Raw genomic sequence first — 23,739 nt, 5'->3', positions numbered from 1 at the left:
GGTGAGCCATGGCTGAGCGGCGCGACTGGCTGTGGCTGGTGTTGCTGGCCGCGATGTGGGGCGGCTCGTTCCTGTTCATGCGCGTGGCGGTGCCGGAGCTGGGGCCGTTCCCGCTGATCGCGCTGCGCCTCAGCGTGGCAGCGCTGGCCTTGCTGCCCTTGCTGCTGTGGCAGGGCGGGATCGCGCTGTGGCGCCAGCATTGGCGCGCCATCGCTATCGTCGGGGTGTTCCTGTCGGCGCTGCCGTTCTGCCTGATCGCCTGGGCCACGCTCAGCCTGCCGGCCGGGGTGGCCTCGGTGCTCAACGCCACCACGCCGCTGATGACCGCGCTGTGGGCGATGCCGCTGGCGGGCGAGGCGATGACCCGGCAGCGCGCTGCCGGGCTGGCGCTGGGGCTGGCCGGGGTGCTGGTGCTGACGCTGGGACGCGGCGCCGCGTTCGGCCTGGACAGCGGGATGCCGGTACTGGCGATGCTTGGCGCCACCGCCTGCTACGGCTGGTCCGGCCACATGGCCAAGCGCTGGCTGCCGGGCCTGCCGCCCCTGGTGACCGCGACCGGCAGCCTGGCGTCGGGTGCCGTATTGCTGTTGCCGCTGGCGCTGGTCACCTGGCCGCCGGTCGTTCCGCAGGGCAAGGTGTGGGGCGCGGTGCTGCTGCTGGCGCTGGCCTGCACGGCGTTGGCCTACGTGATCTTCTACCGCCTGATCGAGAAGCTCGGCGCCACCCGCGCCAGCAGCGTCACCTACCTGGTGCCGGTGTTCGGCGTGTTGTGGGGGGCGATGTGGCTGGGCGAGGCGGTGAGTGCGGCGATGCTGGGGGGCGGGGTGCTGATCCTGGCCGGGGTGTTGCTATTAGGCTGGCGGCGGCGCGGCTGAGAGCCCATCCCATTAGGCGGCTGCGCCTGCGCATTGTGAGCGCCGGCGATGCTCGGAATCCTCATGGACTCCGTGTCCATTCCGGTTCCTGTGCTTCGGCGGCACTCAACCTGCTTTGGCTCGCTCGCCTACTGGGGCGGGCTTTGACGGCTTCGGCCAACCTTTTCACCCAACGGGGGGCTTCGGCTCCCCGTTTTGCGTTTGTGGCGCCAGCGTGTCGCTCCAGTCCGATCAAATGTCGCCAGAGTTCGCTGGGCCGGGGGCCGATGCCGCTACAGTGACGCCACTACCCCCTCCGCCGGGTGACGGCGGTGCCACCGGGCGCCGCGTGGATGGCCGTCGCAACGGCCCGCGGGTCGGAACAGGACCGATTCTTTATCACGGAGCTAGGACATGAAACTGGATATCAAACCGCTGGTGCTGTGCCTCTCTTCGCTGCTGGCGCTGCCGGCCTTGGCCGCGGAGCCGGAAAGCTGCCGCAACGTGCGTTTTGCCGACGTCGGCTGGACCGACATCGCCGCCACCACCGGGCTCGCGACGGTGGTGTTCAAGGGGCTGGGCTACGTCCCGAGCAAGACCATCGCCTCCGAGCCCATCGTGTTCGCCGGCCTGAAGAGCAAGCAGCTGGACGTCTACCTCGGCTACTGGGACCCATCGCAGACCCCGGCCATTACCCCGTTCGTGCAGAGCAAGTCGCTGCAGGTGCTGCCCGGCGCCAACCTCGACGGCGCCAAGTACACGCTGGCGGTGCCGAGCTACGCCGCCGAGCACGGCCTGAAGACGTTTGCCGACATCGCCGGGTTCCGCAAGGAGCTGGACGGCAAGATCTACGGCATCGAGCCCGGCAGCCAGGGCAACGCCCAGATCAAGAAGATGATCGACAGCAACGAATTCGGCCTGAAGGGCTTCAAGCTGATCGAGTCGAGCGAGGCCGGCATGCTGGTCGAGGCCACCAAGGCGTTCCGCCAGAAGCGCCCGATCGTGTTCCTGGCCTGGGAGCCGCATCCGATGAACTTCCTGATGAAGCTGACCTACCTCTCCGGCGGCGACAAGCAGTTCGGCCCCAACTACGGCGGCTCCAAGGTGTACACGGTGCTGGCCAACGACTACCAGCAGCGCTGCCCCAACGCCGGCAAGCTGGTCGGCAACTTCAAGTTCACCCTCGACATGGAAAACCGCGTGATGGACCCGATCATGAACAAGGTCGATCCGGCCAGCGCCGCCAAGCAGTGGCTGCAGCGCAACCCGCAGGTGCTGACCGCCTGGCTCGACGGCGTCACCACCTTCGACGGCAAGCCCGGACTGGACGCCGTGAAGAGCTATCTGGCGCAGTAAGCCGGCCCCCGATTCCCGCAGAAAGGACACAGCATGAACCATGACGTCATCGTCACCTGCGCGGTGACCGGCGCCGGCGACACCGTCGGCAAGCACCCGGCCATCCCGGTCACCCCGCGCCAGATCGCCGACGCCGCCATCGAGGCGGCCCGTGCCGGCGCCACCGTGGTGCACTGCCACGTGCGCAACCCGGATACCGGCAAGCCCAGCCGCGACCCCAAGCTGTATCGCGAGCTGGTGGACCGCATCCGCTCCTCCGGCGTCGACATGATCCTCAACCTGACCGCCGGCATGGGCGGCGACCTGGAGATCGGCGCCGGCGAAAAACCGATGGAGTTCGGCCCCGGCACCGACCTGGTGGGCGGGCTGGAACGGCTGATCCACGTCGAGGAGCTGCTGCCGGAAATCTGCACGCTCGACTGCGGCACGCTCAACTTCGGCGACGGCGACTACATCTACGTCTCGACCCCGGCGCAGCTGCGCGCCGGCGCCAAGCGCATCCAGGAGCTGGGCGTGAAGCCGGAGCTGGAGGTGTTCGACACCGGCCACCTGTGGTTCGCCAAGCAGCTGCTGAAGGAAGGCCTGCTCGACGACGCGCCGCTGTTCCAGTTCTGCCTCGGCATCCCCTGGGGGGCGCCGGCCGACACCACCACCATGAAGGCGATGGTCGACAACCTGCCGCCGGGGGCGAACTGGGCCGGCTTCGGCATCGGCCGCATGCAGATGCCGATGGTGGCGCAGGCGGTGCTGCTGGGCGGCAATGTGCGCGTCGGGCTGGAAGACAACCTCTACCTCGACCGCGGCGTGTTCGCCAGCAACGGCTCGCTGGTGGAGCGCGCCATCGACTTGGTGGAGAAACTCGGTGCGCGCACGCTGACGCCGGAAGAGGGGCGCCAGAAGCTCGGGCTGAAGAAGCGCGGCTGATCCTGCGCAGGATGTGGGAGCGCGGCGCGCCACACATTCTGGCTCTGAATACGACGAAACATTCCATGCTGGGCCATCCGGCCCCAGCGAGAGGAGGCAGTCATGCCTGTGATTAGCGAAATCAAGACTTTTGCCGCGCTCGGCGTCGGCGTGATCGGCAGCGGCTGGGTGGCGCGCGCGCTCGCCAACGGCCTCGACGTGGTGGCCTGGGACCCGGCACCCGGTGCCGAGGCGCAACTGCGCGCCAACGTCGCCAACGCCTGGCCGGCGCTGGAGCAGGCCGGCCTCAAGCCGGGCGCCTCGCCGGCTCGGCTGCGCTTCGTCGCCACCATCGAGGAGGCGGTGACCGACGCCGACTTCATCCAGGAGAGCGCGCCGGAGCGGCTGGAGCTGAAACTGGAGCTGCACGCCCGGGTGTCGGCGGCGGCCAAGCCGGGGGCCATCATCGCCTCGTCCACCTCGGGGCTGCTGCCGTCCGAGTTCTACCGCGACGCCGTGCACCCGGAGCGCTGCATCGTCGGCCACCCGTTCAACCCGGTGTACCTGTTGCCGCTGGTCGAGGTGGTGGGCGGGGAGAAGACCTCGCCGGAGACCATCGAGGCCGCCAAGGCGATCTACGCCGGCCTCGGCATGCGGCCCTTGCACGTGCGCAAGGAGGTGCCCGGCTTCATCGCTGACCGCCTGCTGGAAGCCTTGTGGCGCGAGGCGCTGCACCTGGTCAACGACGGCGTGGCGACGACCGGCGAGATCGACGACGCCATCCGTTTCGGCGCCGGCCTGCGCTGGGCCTTCATGGGCACCTTCCAGATCTACACCCTGGCGGGAGGCGAGGCGGGCATGCGCCACTTCATGCAGCAGTTCGGGCCGGCGCTCAAGCTGCCGTGGACCTATCTGCCGGCGCCGGAGCTGACCGACGAGCTGATCGAACGCGTGGTCGAGGGCACGGCGGTGCAGCAGGGCGAGCGCTCGATCAAGGCGCTGGAACGCTACCGCGACGACTGCCTGCTCGGCGTGCAGGCGGCGGTGGCGGCGGCCAAGGCGCGTCACGGCCTGAATCCGGAGGAATGAGATGGGCGCGCTGACGCTGTATCGCGACGAGGTGCGCGCCGAGTGGGTCGACTACAACGGCCACCTGCGCGACGCCTTCTACCTGCTGCTGTTCAGCTACGCCGCCGACGCGCTGATCGACGCCATCGGGCTCGACGCGGCGGAGCGCGAGCGCAGCCGGCGTTCGGTCTACACGCTGGAGGTGCACCTGAACTACCTCTCCGAGCTGAAGCAGGGCGAGGCGGTGCGGGTGGATTGCCAGCTGCTGGCGCACGACAGCAAGCGCCTGCACGTCTACTTCACGCTGCATCGTGGCGACGAGGCCGAGCCGGTGGCCGCCAGCGAGCAGATGCTGCTGCACGTGGATACCGAGCGCGCGTGCTCGGCGCCGTTCGGTGCGGCGGTGCTGGCCAAGGTCGAGACGCTGGCGGCGGCGCATGCCGGCCTGCCGCGCCCGGCCTACGCCGGCCGGGTGATCGGGCTGCCGCGGCGCGCTGCGACGGAGGGCGGGCCGAGATGAGCGTACCCGTTCCCAACGAGCCCTTGTGGCAGCCCAGCGCCCCGTGCCGGCTCGACGCCTTCCGCGCCGAGGTGGCGTGCGAGCAGGGCATCGCGCTCGACGACTACGACGCGCTGTATGAGTGGTCGATCCGCGAACCGGCGGCGTTCTGGCAGGCGCTGTGGCGTTTTGCCGAGGTGCGTGTCAGCCGCGAGGCGGACACGGTGCTGCAGGATGGCGAGCGCATGCCCGGCGCGCGCTGGTTCGTCGGCGCGCGCCTGAACTTCGCCGCCAACCTGCTGCGTCGGCGCGACGACGGCGTGGCGCTGGCGTTCTACGGCGAGGACAGGGTGCGCGCAACGTGGAGCTGGTGTCGGCTCTACGACACCGTGTCGCGCCTGGCCCAGGCCTTGCGCGCCCAGGGCGTCGGCCCCGGCGACCGGGTGGCCGGCCCGGTGCCGAACATGCCGGAGACGGTGGCGGCGATGCTGGCCGCTGCCAGCCTGGGCGCGGTGTGGAGCAGCTGTTCGCCGGATTTCGGCGTCGAGGGCGTGCTCGACCGCTTCGGCCAGATAGCCCCCAAGGTGCTGTTCGCCAGCGACGGCTACCGTTACAACGGCAAGGCGATCGACGTGCGCGCCAAGTTGGCCGAACTGGCCGGCGCGCTGCCGGGCCTCGAACGCGTGGTGGTGTGGAACTACGCCGGCGGCGTGCCGGAACTCGGCGGGATGGCCAAGGCGGTGACGTGGGACGACTTCGTCGCGCCGTACCCGGCCGGCGACATCGACTTCGCGCCGATGCCGTTCGAGGCGCCGCTCACCATCCTGTATTCGTCCGGCACCACCGGCCAGCCCAAGTGCATCGTGCATGGCGCCGGCGGCACGCTGCTGCAGCATCTGAAGGAGCACATGCTGCACGGCGACCTCGCGGACGGCGACCGCCTGCTGTACTACACCACCTGCGGCTGGATGATGTGGAACTGGATGGTGTCGGCGCTGGCGGTGGGCGCCACGCTGGTGCTGTACGACGGCGCGCCGCTGCTGAACGACGCACCCGACGTGCTGTGGCGCATCGCCGAGGCGATGCGGCTGACCCATTTCGGCACCAGCGCCAAGTATCTGTCGGCGCTGGAGAAGGCCGGCGTCGCGCCGGGCGAGCGCTACGACCTCACCAGTCTGCGCTTCATCTACTCCACCGGCTCGCCGCTGCTGCCGGCCAGCTACGACTACGTCTACCGCGCCATCAAGCCGGACGTGGCGCTGTGTTCGATCTCCGGCGGCACCGACATCGTGTCCTGCTTCGCGCTCGGCTGCCCGGCCAAGCCGGTGTACCGCGGCGAGCTGCAGGCGCGCGGGCTCGGCATGGCGGTCGAGGTGTGGAACGAGGCCGGGGCGCCGGTGGTGGGGGAGAAGGGCGAGCTGGTGTGCACCAAGCCGTTCCCGTCGATGCCGCTCGGCTTCTGGAACGATGCCGATGGCACGAAGTACCGCGCCGCCTACTTCGAACGCTTCCCCGGGGTCTGGGTGCACGGCGACTGGGCCGAGCTGAGCGCGCGCGGCGGGCTGATCATCCACGGCCGCTCCGACACCGTGCTCAATCCCGGCGGAGTGCGCATCGGCACCGCCGAAATCTACCGCCAGGTGGAAACGGTGCCCGAGGTGCTGGAGTCGCTCGCCATCGGCCAGGACTGGCAGGGCGACGTACGCGTGGTGCTGTTCGTGCGGCTGGCCGCCGGGTTGACGCTGAGTGATGAGCTGCAGCAGACGATCCGCGCGCGCATCCGCCGCCACACCACGCCGCGCCACGTGCCGGCGCGCATCGTGCAGGTGGCCGACATCCCGCGCACGCAAAGCGGCAAGATCGTGGAACTGGCGGTGCGTGAGGTGGTGCACGGCCGGTCGGTGAAGAACGTGACGGCGCTGGCCAACCCGGAGGCGCTGGAACTGTTCCGCAATCTGGCGGCACTGGCGGTGTAGGGCGGATGCCCCTGACTGAGCAAGGTAGCGCAGCGTTGTGAAGGAATGCGTTGCGAAGGAATACGGGGTGATCCGCCGACGCCCCGCAATATACCGCGTCGGTATGCGCGTCGAATGCGCTGCGGATGCGCGGTGCGTTGCTTGGCGGAACGCCCCTTTAAAAGGGGCTTCCGCCCTACGGTCAGGGTGCCGCCCGCGTGGCGCTCTCTTCGTGGCGGTCGTGGCTCGGCGTCACCCCATAGCGCTGGCGGTAGGCGCGCGCGAAATAGGTGGCCGAGTCGAAACCGCACGCCACGCCGATCTCCATCACGCTCATCCCGGTCTGGCGCAGCAGCTCGCGCGCCCTCTCCAGCCGCAACTTCAGGTAGAACGCGCCCGGGGTATCGTCGAACTGGGCGCGGAACAGCCGCTCCAGCTGGCGTCGCGTCACCCCCACCGTCTCGGCCAGCTCGTCCGCCGTCAGCGGCGTCTCGAGATGCCGTTCCATGGCGCCGATGGCGTTCACCAGCTTGCGGTTGTGCACGCCGTAGCGCACCGCGATCTGCAGGCGCTGGTGGTCCGACTTGGCGCGGATGCGGCCCAGCACGAACTGCTCGGACACCTGCATCGCCAGCTCGGCGCCGTGGCGGCGGCCGATCAGCTCCAGCATCAGGTCGATCGAGGCGGTGCCGCCGGCCGAGCTGATGCGCGCGCCGTCGATCTCGAACAGCTCCTGGGTGACGTTGAGCGCCGGGTAGCGCTCGCGAAACGCCGCGATCGCCTCCCAGTGCAGCGTCAGCTTCTCGTGCCGGAACACCCCGGCCTCGGCCAGCACGAAGCAGCCGGTGTCGATGCCGCCCAGCGTCGCACCCTGCCGCGCGAGCTGGCGCAGCCAGGCGGTCAACGCCGGCGTGGCGTGCGCCAGCGGGTTGAAGCCCGCCACCACGAACAGCGTGCGCACCACATCCGCCCCGCTGCAGGCGCCTTCCGCCGCCAGCGACATGCCGTTGCTGGCGCTGACCGCGCCGCCGTCCAGGCTCAGCAGGTGCCAGCGGTACAGCGCCGGATGGAAGCGGTTGGCGACGCGCAGCGGCTCGATCGCCGACAGCAGGCCGAGCATGGAGAATTCCGGCAACAGCACGAAGTGGACGTCTTCGGGGACGGCGGTCGGCGGAGTCGGGCAAGGGGCGCTCATCGGGCGGGGCGGCTCGGTTGGGGGGTGACACAGCATAGCGCATGCGCGACACGGCGCCGAGTCCGGCGCCGGGAGCCCTCCCGACCGGCATGACGCGTGGCACGAATTCGCATTCTCTCCATGTTTGCGTAAGGTTTAGCCGATATCATTGAACCTCGCCCGGTGCGTCGAGGTTGGTCCGGGCGTCTGCGCGTTTTCCTTTTTCCCAGCCCCAGACAGCGAACCGACACGATGAGCCCGACCCCCGCCGAATCCACCCCCCCGTCTTCTCCCTCTTCCCCCCGCCCGCGTCGCCGCCTGCTGTGGCTGGCGCTGTTCGGCCTGGTCGTGGCCGGGGCGGTCGGCTGGCAGCGCTGGCACGCCGCGTCCGGTGCGGACAAGGCGGCGGTGCAGAAACGGGGCGAGCGCGGGCCGCAGACGGTGACGGTGGCGACGGTGAAGCGTGGCCAGCTCAAGGTCTACCTGACCGCCTTGGGCACGGTGACGCCGAGCGAGACGGTGACGGTGAAGAGCCGCGTCGACGGCCAACTGATGCGCGTGCTGTTCACCGAGGGCCAACTGGTCAAGTCCGGCCAGCTCCTGGCCGAGATCGACCCGCGCCCGTTCGAGGCGGCGCTGGCGCAGGCCGAGGGGCAGCAGCTGCGTGACAGCGCGCAGCTGAAGAACGCCGAGATCGACCTGGCGCGCTACCAGTCGCTGCTGGCGGAGAATTCCATCGCGCGTCAGCAGGTGGATACCCAGGCGGCGCTGGTGCAGCAGTTCCGCGGCACGGTCAAGGTCGACCAGGGCGTGGTCGACAACGCCCGCCTGCAGCTGTCGTACAGCCATATCACGGCGCCGCTGGCGGGGCGTGTCGGGCTGCGCCGCGTCGACGCCGGCAACATGATCACCGCCAACGACGCCAACGGCCTGGTGGTGATCACCCAGACCCAGCCCAGCCACGTGGTGTTCGCGCTGCCCGAGGCGCACCTGAGCACGGTGATGAAGCCGTATCTGGCCGGGCAGGCGCTGTCGGTCGAGGCGTGGGACCGCGGCGGCAAGCTGCTGGCGCAGGGCAAGCTGGAGACGCTGGACAACCAGATGGACAGCACCACCGGCACGGTCAAGCTCAAGGCGCGTTTCGCCAACGCCGACAACGTGCTGTTCCCCAACCAGTTCATCAACGTCAAGCTGCTCACCGAGGTGCGCCGCGACGCGGTGCTGATCCCGGAGGCGGCGCTGCAGCGCGGCAAGGACGGCCCCTTTGTCTACCTGGTGCAGCCGGACAACCGCGTCGCGTTGCGCCCGGTGGTGCCGGGGCCGGCCGACGCCGGCCAACTGGCGGTGGAGCAGGGCCTGGCGCCGGGTGAGCGCGTGGCGCTCGACGGTCTCGACCGGCTGCGCGCCGGCAGCCGAGGTCAAGCCGCGCGCCCTGAACGACGCGGGTGCCACGGCGCCGGCCGGCGGCGGCAAGCGCCGTGGCAAGCACGCGGCCTCGGCGCCGGCGGCGCAGGGACAGGCCAAGCAATGAACCCGTCCCGTCCCTTCATCCTGCGGCCGATCGCCACCACGCTGTGCATGCTGGCGCTGGTGCTGACCGGCTGGGTGGCGTACAAGCTGCTGCCGGTGTCGGCGCTGCCGCAGGTGGATTACCCCACCATCCAGGTGGTGACGCTCTACCCGGGCGCGAGCCCGGAGGTGATGGGGGCGATGGTATCCTCGCCGCTGGAGCGCCAGTTCGGCCAGATGCCGGGGCTGAGCCAGATGCGCACCAGCAGTTCCGGCGGCGCCTCGGTGATCACGTTGCAGTTCACGCTCGACATCGCGCTCGACGAGGCCGAGCAGGAAGTGCAGGCGGCGATCAACGCCGCCAGCTCGCTGCTGCCGGCCGACCTGCCGTCGCCGCCGATCTACAACAAGGTCAATCCGGCCGACAGCCCGATCGTGTCGCTCGCCATCACCTCGCCCACCTTGCCCTTGCCCAAGCTGGAAGACCTGGTCGACACGCGCCTGGCGCAGAAGCTGTCGCAGCTCTCCGGGGTGGGGCTGGTGAGCCTGAGCGGCGGCCAGCGCCCGGCGGTGCGCATCCGCGCCGACGCGCGCGCGCTGGCGGCCAACGGCCTGACCCTGGCCGATCTGCGCAGCGTCATCGGCAGCGCCAACGTGAAGCAGTCCAAGGGCGGCTTCGACGGTCCGCTGCAGGCCTCCAGCATCGACGCCAACGACCAGCTCGCCTCGTCCGACGACTACCGCCGCCTGGTGCTGGCGTACAAGAACGGCGCGCCGCTGCGCCTGTCCGATGTGGCCTCGGTGGTGGACGAGGTGGAGAACCGCCGCCTCGGCGCCTGGGCCAACCGCAGCCCGGCGATCATCGTCGACATCCGCCGCCAGCCCGGCGCCAACGTGATCGAGGTGGTGGACCGCATCAAGACGCTGCTGCCGCAGCTCAAGGCGACGCTGCCGGGCTCGGTCGACGTCACCCTGCTCAGCGACCGCACCGACGGCATCCGCGCCGCGGTGCACGACGTCGAGTTCGAGCTGATGCTGGCGGTGGCGCTGGTGGTGATGGTGATCTTCCTGTTCCTGCGCAACGTGCCGGCCACCCTCATCCCCGGCGTGACGGTGCCGCTGTCGCTGGTCGGCACCTTCGGCGTGATGTACCTGGCGGGTTTCAGCCTCAACAACCTGACGCTGATGGCGTTGACCATCGCCACCGGCTTCGTGGTGGACGACGCCATCGTGATGATCGAGAACATCGCGCGCTACATCGAGGAGGGCGACTCGCCGCTGCAGGCCGCGCTCAAGGGCTCGGCGCAGATCGGCTTCACCATCATCTCGCTGACCTTCTCGCTGATCGCGGTGCTGATCCCGCTGCTGTTCATGGGCGACGTGGTGGGGCGCTTGTTCCGCGAGTTCGCCGTCACGCTGGCGGTGTCGATCCTGCTGTCGGCGGCGATCTCGCTGTCGCTGACGCCGATGATGTGCGCGCGCCTCTTGAAGCACGTGCCGGAGGAGAAGCAGGGGCGCTTCTACCACGCCAGCGGCGCCTTCATCGACGGCATGATCGCGCGCTACGGCCGCGCCCTGGAGTGGGTGCTGGAGCACCAGCCGCTGACGCTGCTGGTGGCGCTGGGCACGCTGGTGCTGACCGCCGCGCTGTACCTGGTGGTGCCCAAGGGCTTCTTCCCGCTGCAGGACACCGGTGCCATCCAGGCGGTGACCGAGGCACCGCAGTCGGTGTCGTTCGCTGCCATGGCCGAGCGCCAGCAGCGCCTGGCCGCGGTGCTGCTGCACGACCCGGCGGTGGCGAGCCTGTCGTCCATCGTCGGCGTCGACGGCAGCAACGCCACGCTCAACAGCGGACGCCTGCAGATCAACTTGAAGCCGCACGGCGAGCGCGACGACGTGTCCACGGTGGCGGCGCGGCTGCAGCAGAGCGCGGCGCAGGTGCCGGGCATCGCGCTCTACCTGCAGCCGGCGCAGGACCTTACCATCGAGACCACGCCCAGCCGCACCCAGTACCAGTTCGCGCTCGACAGCGCCAATTCCGCCGAGCTGGCGCAGTGGGTGCCGCGCCTGTTGGACGCGCTGCGCCAGCGCCCGGAGCTGGCGGATGTCGCCAGCGACCAGCAGGAGCAGGGCCTGCAGGCGTATATCGAGATCGACCGCGACAGCGCGGCGCGCCTCGGCGTCAGCGCCGCGGCGGTGGACAACGCGCTGTACGACGCCTTCGGCCAACGTCTGATCTCGACCATCTTCACCCAGACCAACCAGTACCGCGTGGTGCTGGAATCGGGCGGGGCCGCCGGCAAGGGCCTGGCCGCGCTCGACGATCTCTACCTGACCAGCAGCGGCGGCACCCCGGTGCCGCTGAAGAGCGTGGTGAAGGTGAGCGAGCGGCTGGCGCCGCTGGTGCTCAATCGCCTCGACCAGTTCCCCACCGCCACGCTGTCGTTCAACCTCGCCCCCGGCGTGTCGCTGGGCAGCGCGGTGGCGGCGGTGCGCGAGGCGGAGCATGAGATCGGCCTGCCCGCCAGCGTCGAGACGCGCTTCCAGGGCGCCGCCGCGGCGTTCCAGAGCTCGCTCTCCAACACCCTGTGGCTGATCCTGGCGGCGGTGGTGACGATGTACATCGTGCTGGGGGTGCTGTACGAGAGCTACATCCACCCGGTCACCATCCTCTCCACGCTGCCGTCGGCGGCGATCGGCGCGCTGTTGGCGCTGCTGGTGTCGGGCTCCTCGCTCGACGTGATCGCGGTGATCGGCATCATCCTGCTGATCGGCATCGTCAAGAAGAACGCGATCATGATGATCGACTTCGCGCTGGAGGCCGAACGCAAGCAGAAGCTGAGCCCGCGCGAGGCGATCTTCCAGGCCTGCCTGCTGCGTTTCCGCCCGATCCTGATGACCACGCTGGCGGCGCTGTTGGGCGCGCTGCCGCTGATGCTGGGCTCCGGCGCCGGCTCCGAGCTGCGCCACCCGCTCGGCATCACGCTGGTGGGCGGGCTGCTGTTGAGCCAGCTCTTGACGCTGTTCACCACGCCGGTGATCTACCTCGCCTTCGACCGCCTGGCGCGGCGCTGGCGCAAGGCGCCGGCGGCGCAGGGTGACGCGGCATGATCCCGTCCGCGCCGTTCATCCGGCGCCCGGTCGCCACCGTGCTGTTGACGCTGGCGATCGCGCTGGCCGGGTTGCTGGCGTTCGGGCTGTTGCCGGTGGCGTCGCTGCCACAGGTGGATTTCCCCACCATCCAGGTGCAGGCGCAGCTGGCCGGCGCCAGCCCGGAAACCATGGCGGCCACGGTGGCGACGCCGCTGGAGCGCACCTTGGGGCGCATCGCCGGGGTCAACGAGATCACCTCGACCAGCTCGCAGGGCAGCACCCGTATCGTGCTGCAGTTCGACCTCAACCGCGACAGCAACGGCGCCGCCAAGGACGTGCAGGGCGCCATCAACGCCGCGCTCGCCAACCTGCCCAGCGCGCTGTCCGGCACGCCGACCTACCGCAAGGTCAACCCGTCCGAGGCGCCGGTGCTGATCCTGACGCTGACCTCGGACACCCTGACCAAGGGCCGGCTGTACGACATCGCCTCCACCGTGCTGGCGCAGAAGCTGTCGCAGGTGGACGGCATCGGCCAGGTCACGGTCGGCGGCGGGGCGCTGCCGGCGGTGCGCGTGGCGCTCGATCCCACCGCGCTGTCGCGCCACGGCGTCAGCTTCGACGCGGTGCGCCGGGCGATCCAGAACTACACCCTGAAGCTGCCGCTGGGAGTGCTGGAGGACGCCGGCCGGCAGTGGCAGCTCGCCAGCAACGACCAGCTCAACCGCGCCGCCGACTACCGCGGCCTGATCGTGCACTACCAGGACGGCGCCGCGCTGCGCCTAGCCGACGTCGCCACGGTGAGCGATTCGGTGCAGGACGTGCGCAACGCCGGGCTCGCCAACGGCAAGCCGGCCATCGTGCTGCTGCTGTTCCGCGCCCCCGGCGCCAACGTCATCGACACCGTGGAGCGCGTGCGTGCGCTGATGCCGCAGCTCTCCGCCTCGGTGCCGCAAACCGCCACACTGACGGTGACGCAGGACCGCACCTCGACCATCCGCGCCTCGCTGCGCGACGTCGAGCGCACCCTGATCACGGCGGTGGCGCTGGTGGTGCTGGTGGTGTTCCTGTTCCTCAAGAGCGGGCGCGCCACGCTGGTGCCGGCGATCACCGTGCCGGTGTCGCTGATCGGCACCTTCGGCGTGATGTACCTGGCCGGCTTCAGCCTCAACAACCTGTCGCTGATGGCGCTCACCATCGCCACCGGCTTCGTGGTGGACGACACCATCGTGGTGCTGGAGAACATCGCGCGCCACATCGAGAACGGCATGACGCCGCGCGCGGCGGCGTTCCGCGGCGCGCGCGAGGTGGGCTTCACGGTGCTGGCGATGAGCCTGTCGCTGATCGCGGTGTTCATCCCGATCCTGCTGATGGGCGACATCGTCGGCCGGCTGTTCCGCGAGTTTGCGCTGACGCTGTCGGCGGCGATCCTGGTGTCGCTGGTGGTGTCGCTCACCACCGCGCCGATGCTGTGCTCGCGCTGGCTGCGCCCGCGGCCGCCGCGGCCGGCGGCGCCGAGCCGCTTCGCGCGCTGGCGCGCGCAGTGGTTCGAACGCCTGGTGGCCGGCTACCGCCGCTCGCTGGCGTGGTCGCTCGACCACCACCTGCTGATGCTGCTGCTGCTGGTCGCCACCGTGGCGGCCAACGTCGCGCTCTACGTCGCGGTGCCCAAGGGCTTCTTCCCGCAGCAGGACACCGGACGCCTGATCGGCAACATCCGCGCCGACCAGAGCATCTCGTTCCAGGCCATGCGCGACAAGCTGCAGCGCTTCGTCGACGTGGTGCGGCGCGACCCGGCGGTGGCCAGCGTGGTCGGCTTCACCGGCGGCGGCGCGCGCAACAGCGCCAACGTCTTCGTCGGCCTCAAGCCGCGCAGCGAGCGCCAGGAGAGCGCCGACCGGGTGATCGCGCGGCTGCGCAAGCAGCTGTCGCGCGAGCCGGGCGCCACCTTGTTCCTGCAGGCGGCGCAGGAGCTGCGCATCGGCGGACGCCAGAGCAACGCCCAGTACCAGTACACGCTGCAGGGCGACGACCTGGCCCAGCTGCGCGCCTGGGAGCCGCGCGTGCGCCAGGCGCTGGTGCGGCTGCCCGGGCTCGCCGACGTCAACACCGACCAGCAGGACCGCGGCCTGCAGACCACGCTGCTGTTCGACCGCGACACCCTGGCGCGCCTCGGCCTGACCCAGAACGACGCCGACAGCGCGCTCGGCAACGCCTTCGGCCAACGTCAGATCGCCACGCTGTACAATCCGCTCAACCAGTACAAGGTGGTGCTGGAGGCGGCCCCGGCCTACCTCGAGCGCCCCGAGTCGCTGCGCGATATCTATTTGATCACGTCGCAGAGCCAGCCGGTGCCGCTCGCCACGGTGAGCCGGGTGCAGCCCGACAACACGCCGCTGGCGGTCAACCACCAGGGCCAGTTCGCCGCCACCACGGTGTCGTTCAACCTCGACCCCGGGGTGTCGATCGGCGCGGCGCGCGCCGCCATCGACGGCGCCGTCAACCGGCTCGGTCTGCCCGGCTCGCTGGTGGGCAGTTTCCAGGGCAGCGCGCGCGCCTTCCAGGCCTCGCTCGACAGCCAGCCCTGGCTGATTCTGGCGGCGCTGGCGGCGGTGTACATCGTGCTGGGCATCCTCTACGAAAGCGCCATCCACCCCATCACCATCCTTTCCACGCTGCCCTCGGCCGGGGTCGGCGCCATCCTGGCGCTGCAACTGTCCGGCGGCGAACTGAACGTGGTGGCGATGATCGGCGTGCTGCTGCTGATCGGCATCGTCAAGAAGAACGCCATCATGCTGATCGACTTCGCGCTCGCGGCCGAGCGCAAGCAGGGGCTGGCGCCGCGCGAGGCCATCCTCGAGGCCGGCGTGCTACGTTTCCGCCCCATCATGATGACCACCATGGCGGCGCTGTTGGGCGCGCTGCCGCTGGCGCTGGGGCACGGCGAGGGCGCCGAGCTGCGCCAGCCGCTCGGCATCTCGGTGGTGGGCGGACTGATCGTCAGCCAGCTGCTGACCTTGTACACCACCCCGGTGGTGTACCTGTACATGGACCGCCTGCGGCGGTGGAGCGGGCGCCGGGAGCGCCGCTCCGCGCCGGCGCAGGCGCAGGAGAACGGGTAAATGAAGACAAGCAAGCGCCATGCGCTGTGGCCGCTGGCGGCGTTGCTGTTGGGCGGCTGCGCGGTGGGACCGAACTACCAGCGCCCCAGCGTGGCGGTGCCGGAGGCGTACCAGGAAGCCAAGGACTGGAAACCGGCGACCCCGGCCGACCACCTGCCGCGCGCGGCATGGTGGCAGGACTTTGCCGACGCCCAGCTCGACAGCCTGCAGCAGCAGCTGCAGCAACATAACCAGACGCTGCGTGCCGCCGAGGCCAGCTACCGCCAGGCCCAGGCGCTGCTGCAGCAGGCGCAGGCCGGCTACAGCCCGAGCGTCACGGCCGGCGCCTCGGCCAGCCGCGGCCGCGCCGGCGGCGACAGCGCCATCGCCAACAGCTACCGCGCCGACCTGAGCGCGGCCTGGGAGCTCGACCTGTGGGGACGGGTGCGGCGCACGGTGGAAGCCGGCCGCGCCAGCGCCGAGGCCAGCGCGGCCGACCTGGAATCGGTGCGGCTGAGCGCCCAGGCGCAGCTCGCCAGCGCCTACTTCAAGCTCTACGTCGCCGATCGCACGCTACGGCTCCTGGAAGAGCAGGTGGCGGCCTATCGTCAACAGCTGCAGATCACGCGCAACCGTTACCGCCAGGGCGTGGTATCGCGCGCCGACGTGGTGCAGGCCGAGACCCAGCTCAAGAGCACCGAGGTCAGCCTGCTCGACAAGCGCGTGACGCGGCGCCAGCTGGAGCACGCCATCGCCGTGCTGCTGGGCCGCCCGCCGGCCGGCTTCACGCTGGCCGAGCGCAAGCAGCCGCCGGCGCTGCCGCTGCTGCCGGCCGGGCTGCCGTCGCAGCTGTTGGAGCGGCGCCCCGACATCGCCGCCGCCGAGCGCCGCGTCGCCGCCGCCAACGCCGCCATCGGCGTCGCCAAGGCCGGCTACTTCCCGAGCCTGACGCTGGCCGCCAGCGGCGGCTACGCCGGCGCCAGCCTGGCCGACTGGTTCAACCTGCCGGCGCGCTTCTGGTCGCTCGGGCCGCAACTGGCGGCGACGCTGTTCGACGGCGGCCTGACCCGCGCCAAGACCGCCGAGGCCACCGCCGCCTACGACGCCAGCGTCGCCAACTACCGCCAGACCGTGCTGCAGGGCTTCCAGGAAGTGGAGGACTCGCTCACCGCGATCCGCCTGCTCGACCAGCAGGCGGCGTTGCAGGTGGAAACGCTGGCCGCCGCGCGCGAGGCCGAGACCATCGCCCGCAACCAGTACCAGGCCGGGCTGGTGAGCTATCTGGATGTCGTCACGGTGCAGAGCACGCGCCTGTCCGCCGAGCAGAACGGGCTCGCCATCCTCGCCAGCCAGCTCGCGGCGCGGGTGGCGCTGATCAAGGCGCTGGGAGGAGGGTGGCAGGCGTCGCCGCCTGCGGCAGGGTGATGCGCACGCGGAAGCCGCCCTCCGGGGCGTCTTCCAGGAACAGCGCGCCGCCGTGCTGCTTGACGATGCGCGCCACGATGGCGAGGCCCAGGCCGCTGCCGCCGTCGGTGCCGCGGTGTTCGGCCAACCTTTCGAACGGCGCCAGCGCGTTCTCGCGCTGCCCCGGGGCGATGCCGCTGCCCCGGTCGCTAACCGTCAGCGTCACCGTGGTGGCGTCGGCGTCCACCCCCACCCGCACCGGCGGGCGGCCGTAGCGCCGCGCGTTCTCGATCAGGTTGGTGAGCAGGCGCTCCAGCGCCAGCGCGTCGGCCTCGATTTCCGGCTCGGCGCCGCGCCGCAGCCCCACCTCCATGCCCTCGCGGCGGAAGCGCGCCACCACGCTGGCGGCCAGTTCCGCCAGCGCCACCGGTTCGCGCCGGCTGGTCTCCTCGCTGCGCGCGAAGTCGACGAACTGGCGCACGATGCGCGACAGCTCGTCGATGTCGGCCAGCATGTCGTCCTTGTCCTGGCTGTTCTGCTGTAGCTCCACCGTCAACTTGAGCCGGGTCAGCGGCGTGCGAAGATCGTGCGACAGCCCGGCCAGCATCAGCCGCCGCTCGCGCGCCGCGTCGTCCAGCGCCTCCGCCATGCGGTTGAAGCGCTTGGCCAGCACGCGCACCTCGCTCGGGCCGGACGGCGGCACCGGCTCCGGCTTGTAGCCGCTCTCCAACTGGCGCGCCGCGTGCGCCAGATCGGTGAGCGGGCGCGTGACGCGCCAGGCCAGCACCGAGGCGGCCAGGATCGCCAAGAGCGAGAACAGCAGGCCGCCCAGCAGCACCGGCGAGACCGACGGCGGGATGTAGCGTCCCACCGGCATCACCAGCCAGTAGCGCTGACCGATCACCTGCACGTCGAGCCAGATCTCCTGGCGCTCGGTCTGTTGTGCCCACAGTACCGTCACCGGCTCGTTCATGCCGAGCGACAAGCGTTCTTGCAGCGATTGCCCCAGCGAGGGAAGGCTGGTCAGGAAGCGCTGGTCCTGGCGCGAGGCGGCCGGCAGCAGGCGCGGGAAGCCGGGGCGGTTGTAGGCGATGAGGAAGTCCACCCGCTGCAGCGGGGTGAGATTGTCGAGCGCACCCTCCAGGTCGGCCAGGGTATCGATCACCTGGGCGTAGAGCTGGTCGGCCAGCAGATGCTCGCGCTGGCGCGCGCTCATCCACAGCGTGAAGGCCTGGCTGGCCAGCACCACCAGCACCACCAGCAAGGCGAGACGGAAGAACAGCGAGCCGAGCAGACGGCGCAACGCGTGCTCCTTATTCCCGTGGCGCGCCGTCGGGCACGAACACGTAACCGTAGCCCCACACCGTCTGGATGTAGCGCGGGCCACCTTCATCGGTGTCGAGCGCGCGGCGCAGGCGCGAGATGTGCACGTCGATGCTGCGGTCGAGCGATTCGCCGTTGCCCTTGCCCAGCGCCATCTCCATCAGCTGCTCGCGCGTCATCGGTCGGCGCGGGTGGCTCGCCAGCACCGCCAGCACCGCGTACTCGGCGCTGGTCAGCGTCACCACCTTGTCCTGGTGGGTCAGCTCGCGCCGCCCGAGGTGCAGCGTAAACGGCCCGAACTCGATGGCGTCGCCCTCCTCGTGGCGTGCCGCCAGCGCCGGCGTGGCGTTGTGACGGCGCAGCACCGACTGGATGCGCGCCACCAGCTCGCGCGGGTTGAACGGCTTGGGCAGGTAGTCGTCGGCGCCCATCTCGAGGCCGAGGATGCGGTCGATGTCCTCGCCGCGCGCGGTGAGCATGATCACCGGCACCATCTCGCCCTGCGCGCGCAGCCGGCGCACCACCGCCAGCCCGTCCTCGCCCGGCATCATCACGTCGAGCACCATCAGGTCGGGGCGGTTGCGCGCCAGCTTGCGCTGCAGTTCGCGCGCGTCCGGCAGCGTGTCCACGGTGTAGCCCTGCTGGCCGAGGTAGCGCACCAGGAGGTCGCGTAGTTTGGCGTCGTCGTCGACGACCAGGATTTTGCTGTTTTCCATAATGCCAAGAGTAGCGTGTCGCGGTAGCGGGTGTCAGCCCGGAAAGTAAACAGATTTTACATCGTGCCGCCGGCTTCAAACTCGTTAACACTTGGCGCGGATTTGCACACGGTTCGGCAACACCCGCCCCCTACACTGGCAGCATCCCCTCGCTGTCAGGAGTTCCCCATGATCCGCACTACCGTTCCGCTCGTGCTGCTGGCCATGCTCGGCGGTGGCGCCCTGGGCCTCTGGGTCGGTGCCCCGCAGCCGTCAGCGGCTACCCCGTTCTCCCCCTCCGCGCTGTCCCGCACGCCGGTGCAGCAGCAGCGCCCCGCGCTCGCCCCCCCGAGCCGGGAGCGCTATCCGGAACTCGGCTGGCGCGCCAACCAGCGGCCGTTCGAGGCCGACGTTTGAACCCTGCCGATATCGTGCATGCGACGGATGGCAGGTCCGCTTGGCACAGGATAGAATGAAAGCATGAAACATCGCGTCTTCGCCGGTTTGGCGGCTTGTCTCGTTCTGGTTCTGGCGCCGCCGGCGTTGGCCGGCCGGCATGGGCCTCCCGGTGGCGGGATGGACGGCGGCGGTTTCTCGCCGCCGGGCTGGATGCAGGCCGGCCGGGGCCAGGATGGCCAAGGCCAGGACGGCGACATGCGGCGGCTGCGCGAGCTGCGCCTCAAGGAAGCCATTCGCAATGGCGACCTGAGCCGCGAAGAAGCCCGCCAGCAGCGCCCGTCGCCGCGCGAATACTGGCCGTTTGCGCCGGGCAACTCGGCCGGGGAAGGCCCGGGTGCTCCGGATAACAAGAGACGCTACTGGCGCGACAAGCGGCGACAAGCCAACGAACGCGACCGTGGCGATTGACAGCCTGCAACCGCAGGGCAAGGGGCAACGCAGCGTGGAGGCCGTGGAGGCCCGCGCTGCACATGACCACCGCCTGAAGGAAGTCGGCTTCACAGGGGGGATGGATGCTGCGGCGACAGATGCTGGCCATGGGGGTGATGGCGCTGTTGTCAGGCTGGCCGATGACGGGCTGGTCGGCGGAGCCGTTGGCGCTTTCCTGTAGCCAGAGCATCGCCCCGCAGCGCTGCGAACTGATGCGCCTGGGCCAGTTGTCGTGTTCCGACCTGCCGCTCGAGCACCAGCGTGAATGCGAGCAGCTGTTCACCCCGCCCCTCAACTGCTTCCGCAGCCGCGACCCCCGTGCCTGCCAGGCCCTGCAGCAGGCGCAGCAGGCCTGCGATTCACAGCGCGGCGAGGCGCGCCGGGTGTGCATCCGCGAGCGCCTGCCGGCACCGGACTGCACCCGTGCCGCCGCGCCCGAGCGCTGCCGCCAGCGGGCGGAGGCGGAACAGGCCTGCAGCGAACGCTACGGCGCGGACTACCGCGAGTGCGTCGCCAAGGCGATGCGTTGACCCATCCCGCGATAAATACAAAAAAGTGGCCGACCCCGTGCGGGCGTCGGCCACTTTTCGCCCAAGAGCCTGAACAGGCGCTAAAGCAAACGGCGCGCGGTTACGGCCGCAGGATCAGCGAACCGGTGGTACGGCGCCCTTCCAGGTCGCGGTGCGCCTGGGCCGCGTCGGCCAGGGCGTAGCGGTGCGACGGGGCAACCTGCACCGCGCCGGCCCGCACCCGCTCGAACAGCGCGTTGGCCGATTCCTCCAGCTCGGCGCGGCTGGCGGTGTAGTCGCCCAGGCGGGGGCGGGTGAAGTACAGCGAGCCCTTCTGCGCCAACAGCAGCGGGGCGAACGACGGCACCGCGCCGGAGGCGTTGCCGAAGCTGACGAACATGCCGCGCGGCGCCGGGCAGTTCAGCGAGATTTCGAAGGTATCCTTGCCCACCGAGTCGTACACCACCGGCACGCCCTGTCCGGCGGTGATCTCGCGCACCCGCTCCACCACGTTCTCGGTACTGTAGTTGATGACGTCGGCGCAGCCCAGCTCGCGCGCCCGCTGCGCCTTGGCGTCCGAGCCCACCGTGCCGATCACGTTGACGCCGAGCGAACTCAGCCACTGCACCGCAATCTGCCCGACGCCGCCGGCGGCGGCGTGCCACAGCACGGTCTGGCCCGGCTGCACCGGGTAGGTGCGACGAATCAGGTACTCCACGGTCATGCCCTGCAGCATCATGCAGGCCGCCTGTTCGTCGCCGATCTCGTCCGGCAGCTTCACCAGCACCGCCGCCGGGATCAGGCGCTCGCCGCTGTAGGCACCGAGCGGGCCGCCGCAGTAGGCGACCCGGTCGCCCACCCGCACCTGGTCGACGCCGGCGCCCACCGCCTCGACCACCCCGGCCGCCTCGGTGCCGAGCCCGGATGGCAGGCTGGCCGGGTAGAGCCCGCTGCGCACGTAGGTGTCGATGAAGTTGACGCCGATGGCGCTATGGCGCAGCCGCACCTCGCCCGGTCCGGGCGCGCCCACTTCCACGGTTTCGGTCTGCAGCACCTCGGGTCCACCGGTCTGGTAAAAGCGGATGGCAAGCGTCATGTCGGGTCTCCTCAAGCGATGTCGGTCTAGCTCGGCATAGTGTCGCGGCGGCGCCGGCCGCGCAATGGCCGTGGCAGAACAGGCTGTTTTGTGCAGCGAACAGCGGGCGGCGTTACGTCTCGTCCACCTGTTCCCGGCACTCGTCGCCCGCCCATGCCAGCACCCCCGGCAGGCATTCCGGCCAGCGGGCCAGGCGGTGATCGTCGCCAAAGAACACGGTCTGGCGCGCACCGCGGTAGTGGCGCACCGCCTCGCGCCAGTCCAGCACCTCGTCGGCGGTGCCCAGCACCAGCCAGTAGCGCTCCGCGTTGGGCCGCTCCACGGCGAGCCGGCGCAGCGCCGTCAGGTCGGCCTCGCCGAGCGTGTACTGCTCGCCGGTATAGGGGTTGGTCTGTGGCCCGATATAGGCGGCCAGCGAGCGGTCGGGGCGTACCGCCGGGTTGATCAGCACCGCGCGCAGCCCCAGCGCCTCGGCCAGCCAGCTGGCGTAGAACCCCCCAGCGAACTGCCGATCAGCAGCGTGTCCGCCGGCAGCCTCTGCAGCAGCGCCGTGGCGGCGGCGATGGCATCGGCCGGGTGTGGCGGCAGGCGTGGGCAGTGAAACGTTTCGGCCAACCCGCACTGGTCGAGAAAGGCCGCGGTTTCTTGCGCCTTGGCCGAGTGTTCGCTGGAATTGAAACCGTGCAGATAGACGATGTGTGGCATGGCTGACCTGAGAACGTGTTTACGATCTTGCTGCGCATCCCTGATCGGGGCTCATGTGCACTGCGTGTGAATCTATCACTGAGCCAATCGAAGATTGGCACGCAGTGATTCGCTCAGCGATCAGGAAGCCTCATGTACTCTAGTACATTCCGGTTCCTGCGCTGCTCGCGACAGATCGTGAACAGGTTCTGTAAGCGAGGTTGGTGAAAGGGGCGGGGCCGGCATGGAAGGCGGATGAGCGCATCGCCTTGTGCATGACATGCGGACCACTATACTTTTTTTAACTGGCCTTTGTCCGTCACCGGTCTGCCGTCAAAGGATGCCGATAATGAAAACAAGTACCATCGTCGCCGGCTTGCTGTTCACCGTTGCCCTGATGCCTGCCGCCCAGGCGCTTGATCTGTCGCTGTCGCTGGGGAAAAGCGGGGAGGGGTCCGATTATTACCGCCTGGGCCTGCAGCAGGACTTCACCCAGAGCTGGTGGAACAGCCCCACCGGCCGCCTCACCGGCTACTGGGACGTCGGCCTGACCCACTGGGCCGGCGACCAGGCCGCCAGCAACCAGACGCTGTCGTTCTCGCCGGTGCTGGTCTACGAATTCAGCAACAGCGACATCCGTCCCTTCGTCGAGGCCGGCATCGGCCTTGCCGCGTTCCGCCATACCCAGATCGAGGATCACCAGTTGGGCAGCGCGCTGCAGCTCGAGGACCGCATCGGCATCGGCCTGCGTTTCGGCGCCCACCACGCCCTCGGCCTGCGCGCCATCCATTACTCCAACGCCGGACTCAAGCAGCCCAACGACGGCATCGAAGCCTATTCGCTGTACTATCAGCTACGTTACTGAGGGAGAGGCCACGCCGTGCTCAATTGGCCTGCCACTGATAGGCCTTGAGAATGGTCTTGAGCTTGCCGTTCTTGTGCAGCCGGGCGATGGCCTGGTTCAGCTCGGTCACGCTGTAGCGGCTGGCCGGGGCCACCGCGCACATGGTCGGCATGGTGGACACCACCACCGGCAGCATCTCCAGCTTGCGCGCCTCGAACGGGTAGCTGCGCGCCCAGTAGGCGAATTCCAGTTCGGAATGGATGGCGACGTCGATCAGTTTCTTCTGCAGCGATTTCATCAACAGCTCGATGCGCGCCTCGTCCACGCGCGTGGCCTCGGCCGCTGGCCCACAGCGCCTCCACCGCCGGATAGTGGTAACCGCGCGTGGTGCCGATGCGCTTGCCCGCCAGTTCGTCCAGATGCCGCAGCGGGTGGTTCGATCTGAGCGCGATCAGCCGTTCCACCTGCGGGTACAGCTCCTGGGTCCAGCCCAAGCGGCTGGCGTTGCCGTACCACAAGGGGTTGGCGTTGCAGTGGATGTCGACCTTGTTGGCCTCGATGTTCTGTTCCACCCGCTTGCGCGACACCACGATGAACTGTGGCGTGGTGCCCAGTTCTTCCGCCAGCGCCGTCCCCAGTTCCTTGTACAGGCCGCCCACCAGCCCCTGCTGCGGATCGCTGGCCAGCTCGACGATGGGCGGGCCGTCCGAATCCGACACGCCGATGCGTAATACCGCTGCCGCCTGCGCGGACAGTCCCCCCCTAAGGCCAGCACCATCGCCAGCAC

The 23,739-nt window shown here is 69.8% G+C and carries 19 protein-coding genes and 1 pseudogene; 14 read left to right on the top strand and 6 right to left on the bottom strand.

The window, feature by feature from the left end; genetic code table 11:
• Window positions 1-8: 8 nt before the first annotated feature.
• The 6 genes from ABKF58_RS05075 (at window position 9) to ABKF58_RS05050 (ending at window position 6,656) form a co-directional block, all read left to right on the top strand.
• Window positions 9-875 (top strand): DMT family transporter, encoded by an 867-nt coding sequence (locus ABKF58_RS05075; RefSeq protein WP_482583640.1) that lies wholly within the window; start codon window positions 9-11, stop codon window positions 873-875.
• 393 nt (window positions 876-1,268) lie between these two features.
• A complete protein-coding gene (locus ABKF58_RS05070; RefSeq protein WP_482583639.1) occupies window positions 1,269-2,210 on the top strand; it encodes a choline ABC transporter substrate-binding protein in 942 nt (313 codons plus the stop codon).
• Window positions 2,211-2,243: 33 nt separating this feature from the next.
• The gene (gene cdhC, locus ABKF58_RS05065) at window positions 2,244-3,134 is read left to right on the top strand and encodes a 3-dehydrocarnitine:acetyl-CoA trimethylamine transferase CdhC (protein ID WP_482583637.1); all 891 of its coding nucleotides are present in this window, start codon (window positions 2,244-2,246) and stop codon (window positions 3,132-3,134) included.
• A gap of 102 nt (window positions 3,135-3,236) precedes the next feature.
• Entirely contained in the window at window positions 3,237-4,202 is a 966-nt protein-coding gene (locus tag ABKF58_RS05060; RefSeq protein ID WP_482583635.1) for an L-carnitine dehydrogenase, read from the top strand.
• A gap of 1 nt (window position 4,203) precedes the next feature.
• A complete protein-coding gene (locus ABKF58_RS05055) occupies window positions 4,204-4,701 on the top strand; it encodes a thioesterase family protein (RefSeq protein WP_482583633.1) in 498 nt (165 codons plus the stop codon).
• Window positions 4,698-6,656, top strand: coding sequence for an acetoacetate--CoA ligase (locus ABKF58_RS05050; RefSeq protein ID WP_482583632.1), 1,959 nt, complete (start codon window positions 4,698-4,700; stop codon window positions 6,654-6,656). Before ABKF58_RS05055 ends, ABKF58_RS05050 begins: the two co-directional genes overlap by 4 nt.
• Window positions 6,657-6,837: 181 nt before the next feature.
• On the opposite strand, the gene ABKF58_RS05045 is transcribed toward ABKF58_RS05050, so the two are convergent.
• The gene (locus ABKF58_RS05045) at window positions 6,838-7,830 is read right to left on the bottom strand and encodes a GlxA family transcriptional regulator (protein WP_482583631.1); all 993 of its coding nucleotides are present in this window, start codon (window positions 7,828-7,830) and stop codon (window positions 6,838-6,840) included.
• Window positions 7,831-8,061: 231 nt separating this feature from the next.
• Here ABKF58_RS05045 and ABKF58_RS05040 point away from each other — a divergent pair, with 231 nt between their 5' ends.
• From ABKF58_RS05040 to ABKF58_RS05030, 3 genes are read left to right on the top strand one after another with little or no spacing between them, the layout of a single operon-like run.
• Entirely contained in the window at window positions 8,062-12,429 is a 4,368-nt protein-coding gene (locus tag ABKF58_RS05040) for an MdtB/MuxB family multidrug efflux RND transporter permease subunit (RefSeq protein ID WP_482583630.1), read from the top strand.
• Window positions 12,426-15,530: a multidrug efflux RND transporter permease subunit gene (locus tag ABKF58_RS05035; RefSeq protein WP_482583629.1), complete on the top strand. Its 3,105-nt coding sequence runs from the start codon at window positions 12,426-12,428 to the stop codon at window positions 15,528-15,530. Before ABKF58_RS05040 ends, ABKF58_RS05035 begins: the two co-directional genes overlap by 4 nt.
• Window positions 15,531-16,934 (top strand): efflux transporter outer membrane subunit, encoded by a 1,404-nt coding sequence (locus ABKF58_RS05030; RefSeq protein ID WP_482583628.1) that lies wholly within the window; start codon window positions 15,531-15,533, stop codon window positions 16,932-16,934.
• Here the strand turns inward: ABKF58_RS05030 and ABKF58_RS05025 are convergent.
• On the bottom strand, window positions 16,885-18,216 hold the full coding sequence (locus tag ABKF58_RS05025) for an ATP-binding protein (RefSeq protein WP_482583626.1): 1,332 nt from the start codon (window positions 18,214-18,216) through the stop codon (window positions 16,885-16,887). The genes ABKF58_RS05030 and ABKF58_RS05025 overlap by 50 nt on opposite strands.
• A gap of 10 nt (window positions 18,217-18,226) precedes the next feature.
• A complete protein-coding gene (gene ompR, locus ABKF58_RS05020) occupies window positions 18,227-18,952 on the bottom strand; it encodes an osmolarity response regulator transcription factor OmpR (protein ID WP_008954572.1) in 726 nt (241 codons plus the stop codon).
• Window positions 18,953-19,120: 168 nt separating this feature from the next.
• Here ompR and ABKF58_RS05015 point away from each other — a divergent pair, with 168 nt between their 5' ends.
• From ABKF58_RS05015 to ABKF58_RS05005, 3 genes are all read left to right on the top strand, one after another.
• Complete coding sequence (locus tag ABKF58_RS05015; protein WP_294866431.1) at window positions 19,121-19,348, top strand: hypothetical protein; 228 nt, start codon at window positions 19,121-19,123, stop codon at window positions 19,346-19,348.
• A gap of 63 nt (window positions 19,349-19,411) precedes the next feature.
• Window positions 19,412-19,798, top strand: coding sequence for a hypothetical protein (locus ABKF58_RS05010; RefSeq protein ID WP_014085518.1), 387 nt, complete (start codon window positions 19,412-19,414; stop codon window positions 19,796-19,798).
• 104 nt (window positions 19,799-19,902) lie between these two features.
• On the top strand, window positions 19,903-20,349 hold the full coding sequence (locus tag ABKF58_RS05005; protein ID WP_008954575.1) for a hypothetical protein: 447 nt from the start codon (window positions 19,903-19,905) through the stop codon (window positions 20,347-20,349).
• Between the two features lie 100 nt (window positions 20,350-20,449).
• Here the strand turns inward: ABKF58_RS05005 and ABKF58_RS05000 are convergent, their stop codons facing one another.
• Window positions 20,450-21,424 (bottom strand): quinone oxidoreductase family protein, encoded by a 975-nt coding sequence (locus ABKF58_RS05000; RefSeq protein WP_482583625.1) that lies wholly within the window; start codon window positions 21,422-21,424, stop codon window positions 20,450-20,452.
• A gap of 112 nt (window positions 21,425-21,536) precedes the next feature.
• Window positions 21,537-22,129 (bottom strand): annotated as a pseudogene (locus ABKF58_RS04995) (YqiA/YcfP family alpha/beta fold hydrolase).
• Window positions 22,130-22,457: 328 nt separating this feature from the next.
• Here ABKF58_RS04995 and ABKF58_RS04990 point away from each other — a divergent pair.
• A complete protein-coding gene (locus ABKF58_RS04990) occupies window positions 22,458-22,973 on the top strand; it encodes an acyloxyacyl hydrolase (protein WP_482583624.1) in 516 nt (171 codons plus the stop codon).
• A gap of 19 nt (window positions 22,974-22,992) precedes the next feature.
• On the opposite strand, the gene ABKF58_RS04985 is transcribed toward ABKF58_RS04990, so the two are convergent.
• Complete coding sequence (locus tag ABKF58_RS04985) at window positions 22,993-23,250, bottom strand: hypothetical protein (protein ID WP_482583623.1); 258 nt, start codon at window positions 23,248-23,250, stop codon at window positions 22,993-22,995.
• On the opposite strand from ABKF58_RS04985, the gene ABKF58_RS04980 reads away from it, so the two are divergent.
• A complete protein-coding gene (locus tag ABKF58_RS04980; RefSeq protein WP_482583622.1) occupies window positions 23,213-23,683 on the top strand; it encodes a hypothetical protein in 471 nt (156 codons plus the stop codon). The two genes, ABKF58_RS04985 and ABKF58_RS04980, sit on opposite strands and share 38 nt — an antisense overlap.
• The last annotated feature ends 56 nt before the right edge of the window (window positions 23,684-23,739 follow it).

It is taken from the genome of Pseudogulbenkiania sp. AW2-16, assembly GCF_056824575.1.
Note: the sequence above shows the minus strand (reverse complement) of the source record. Positions and strands in the feature narration are given on the sequence as shown.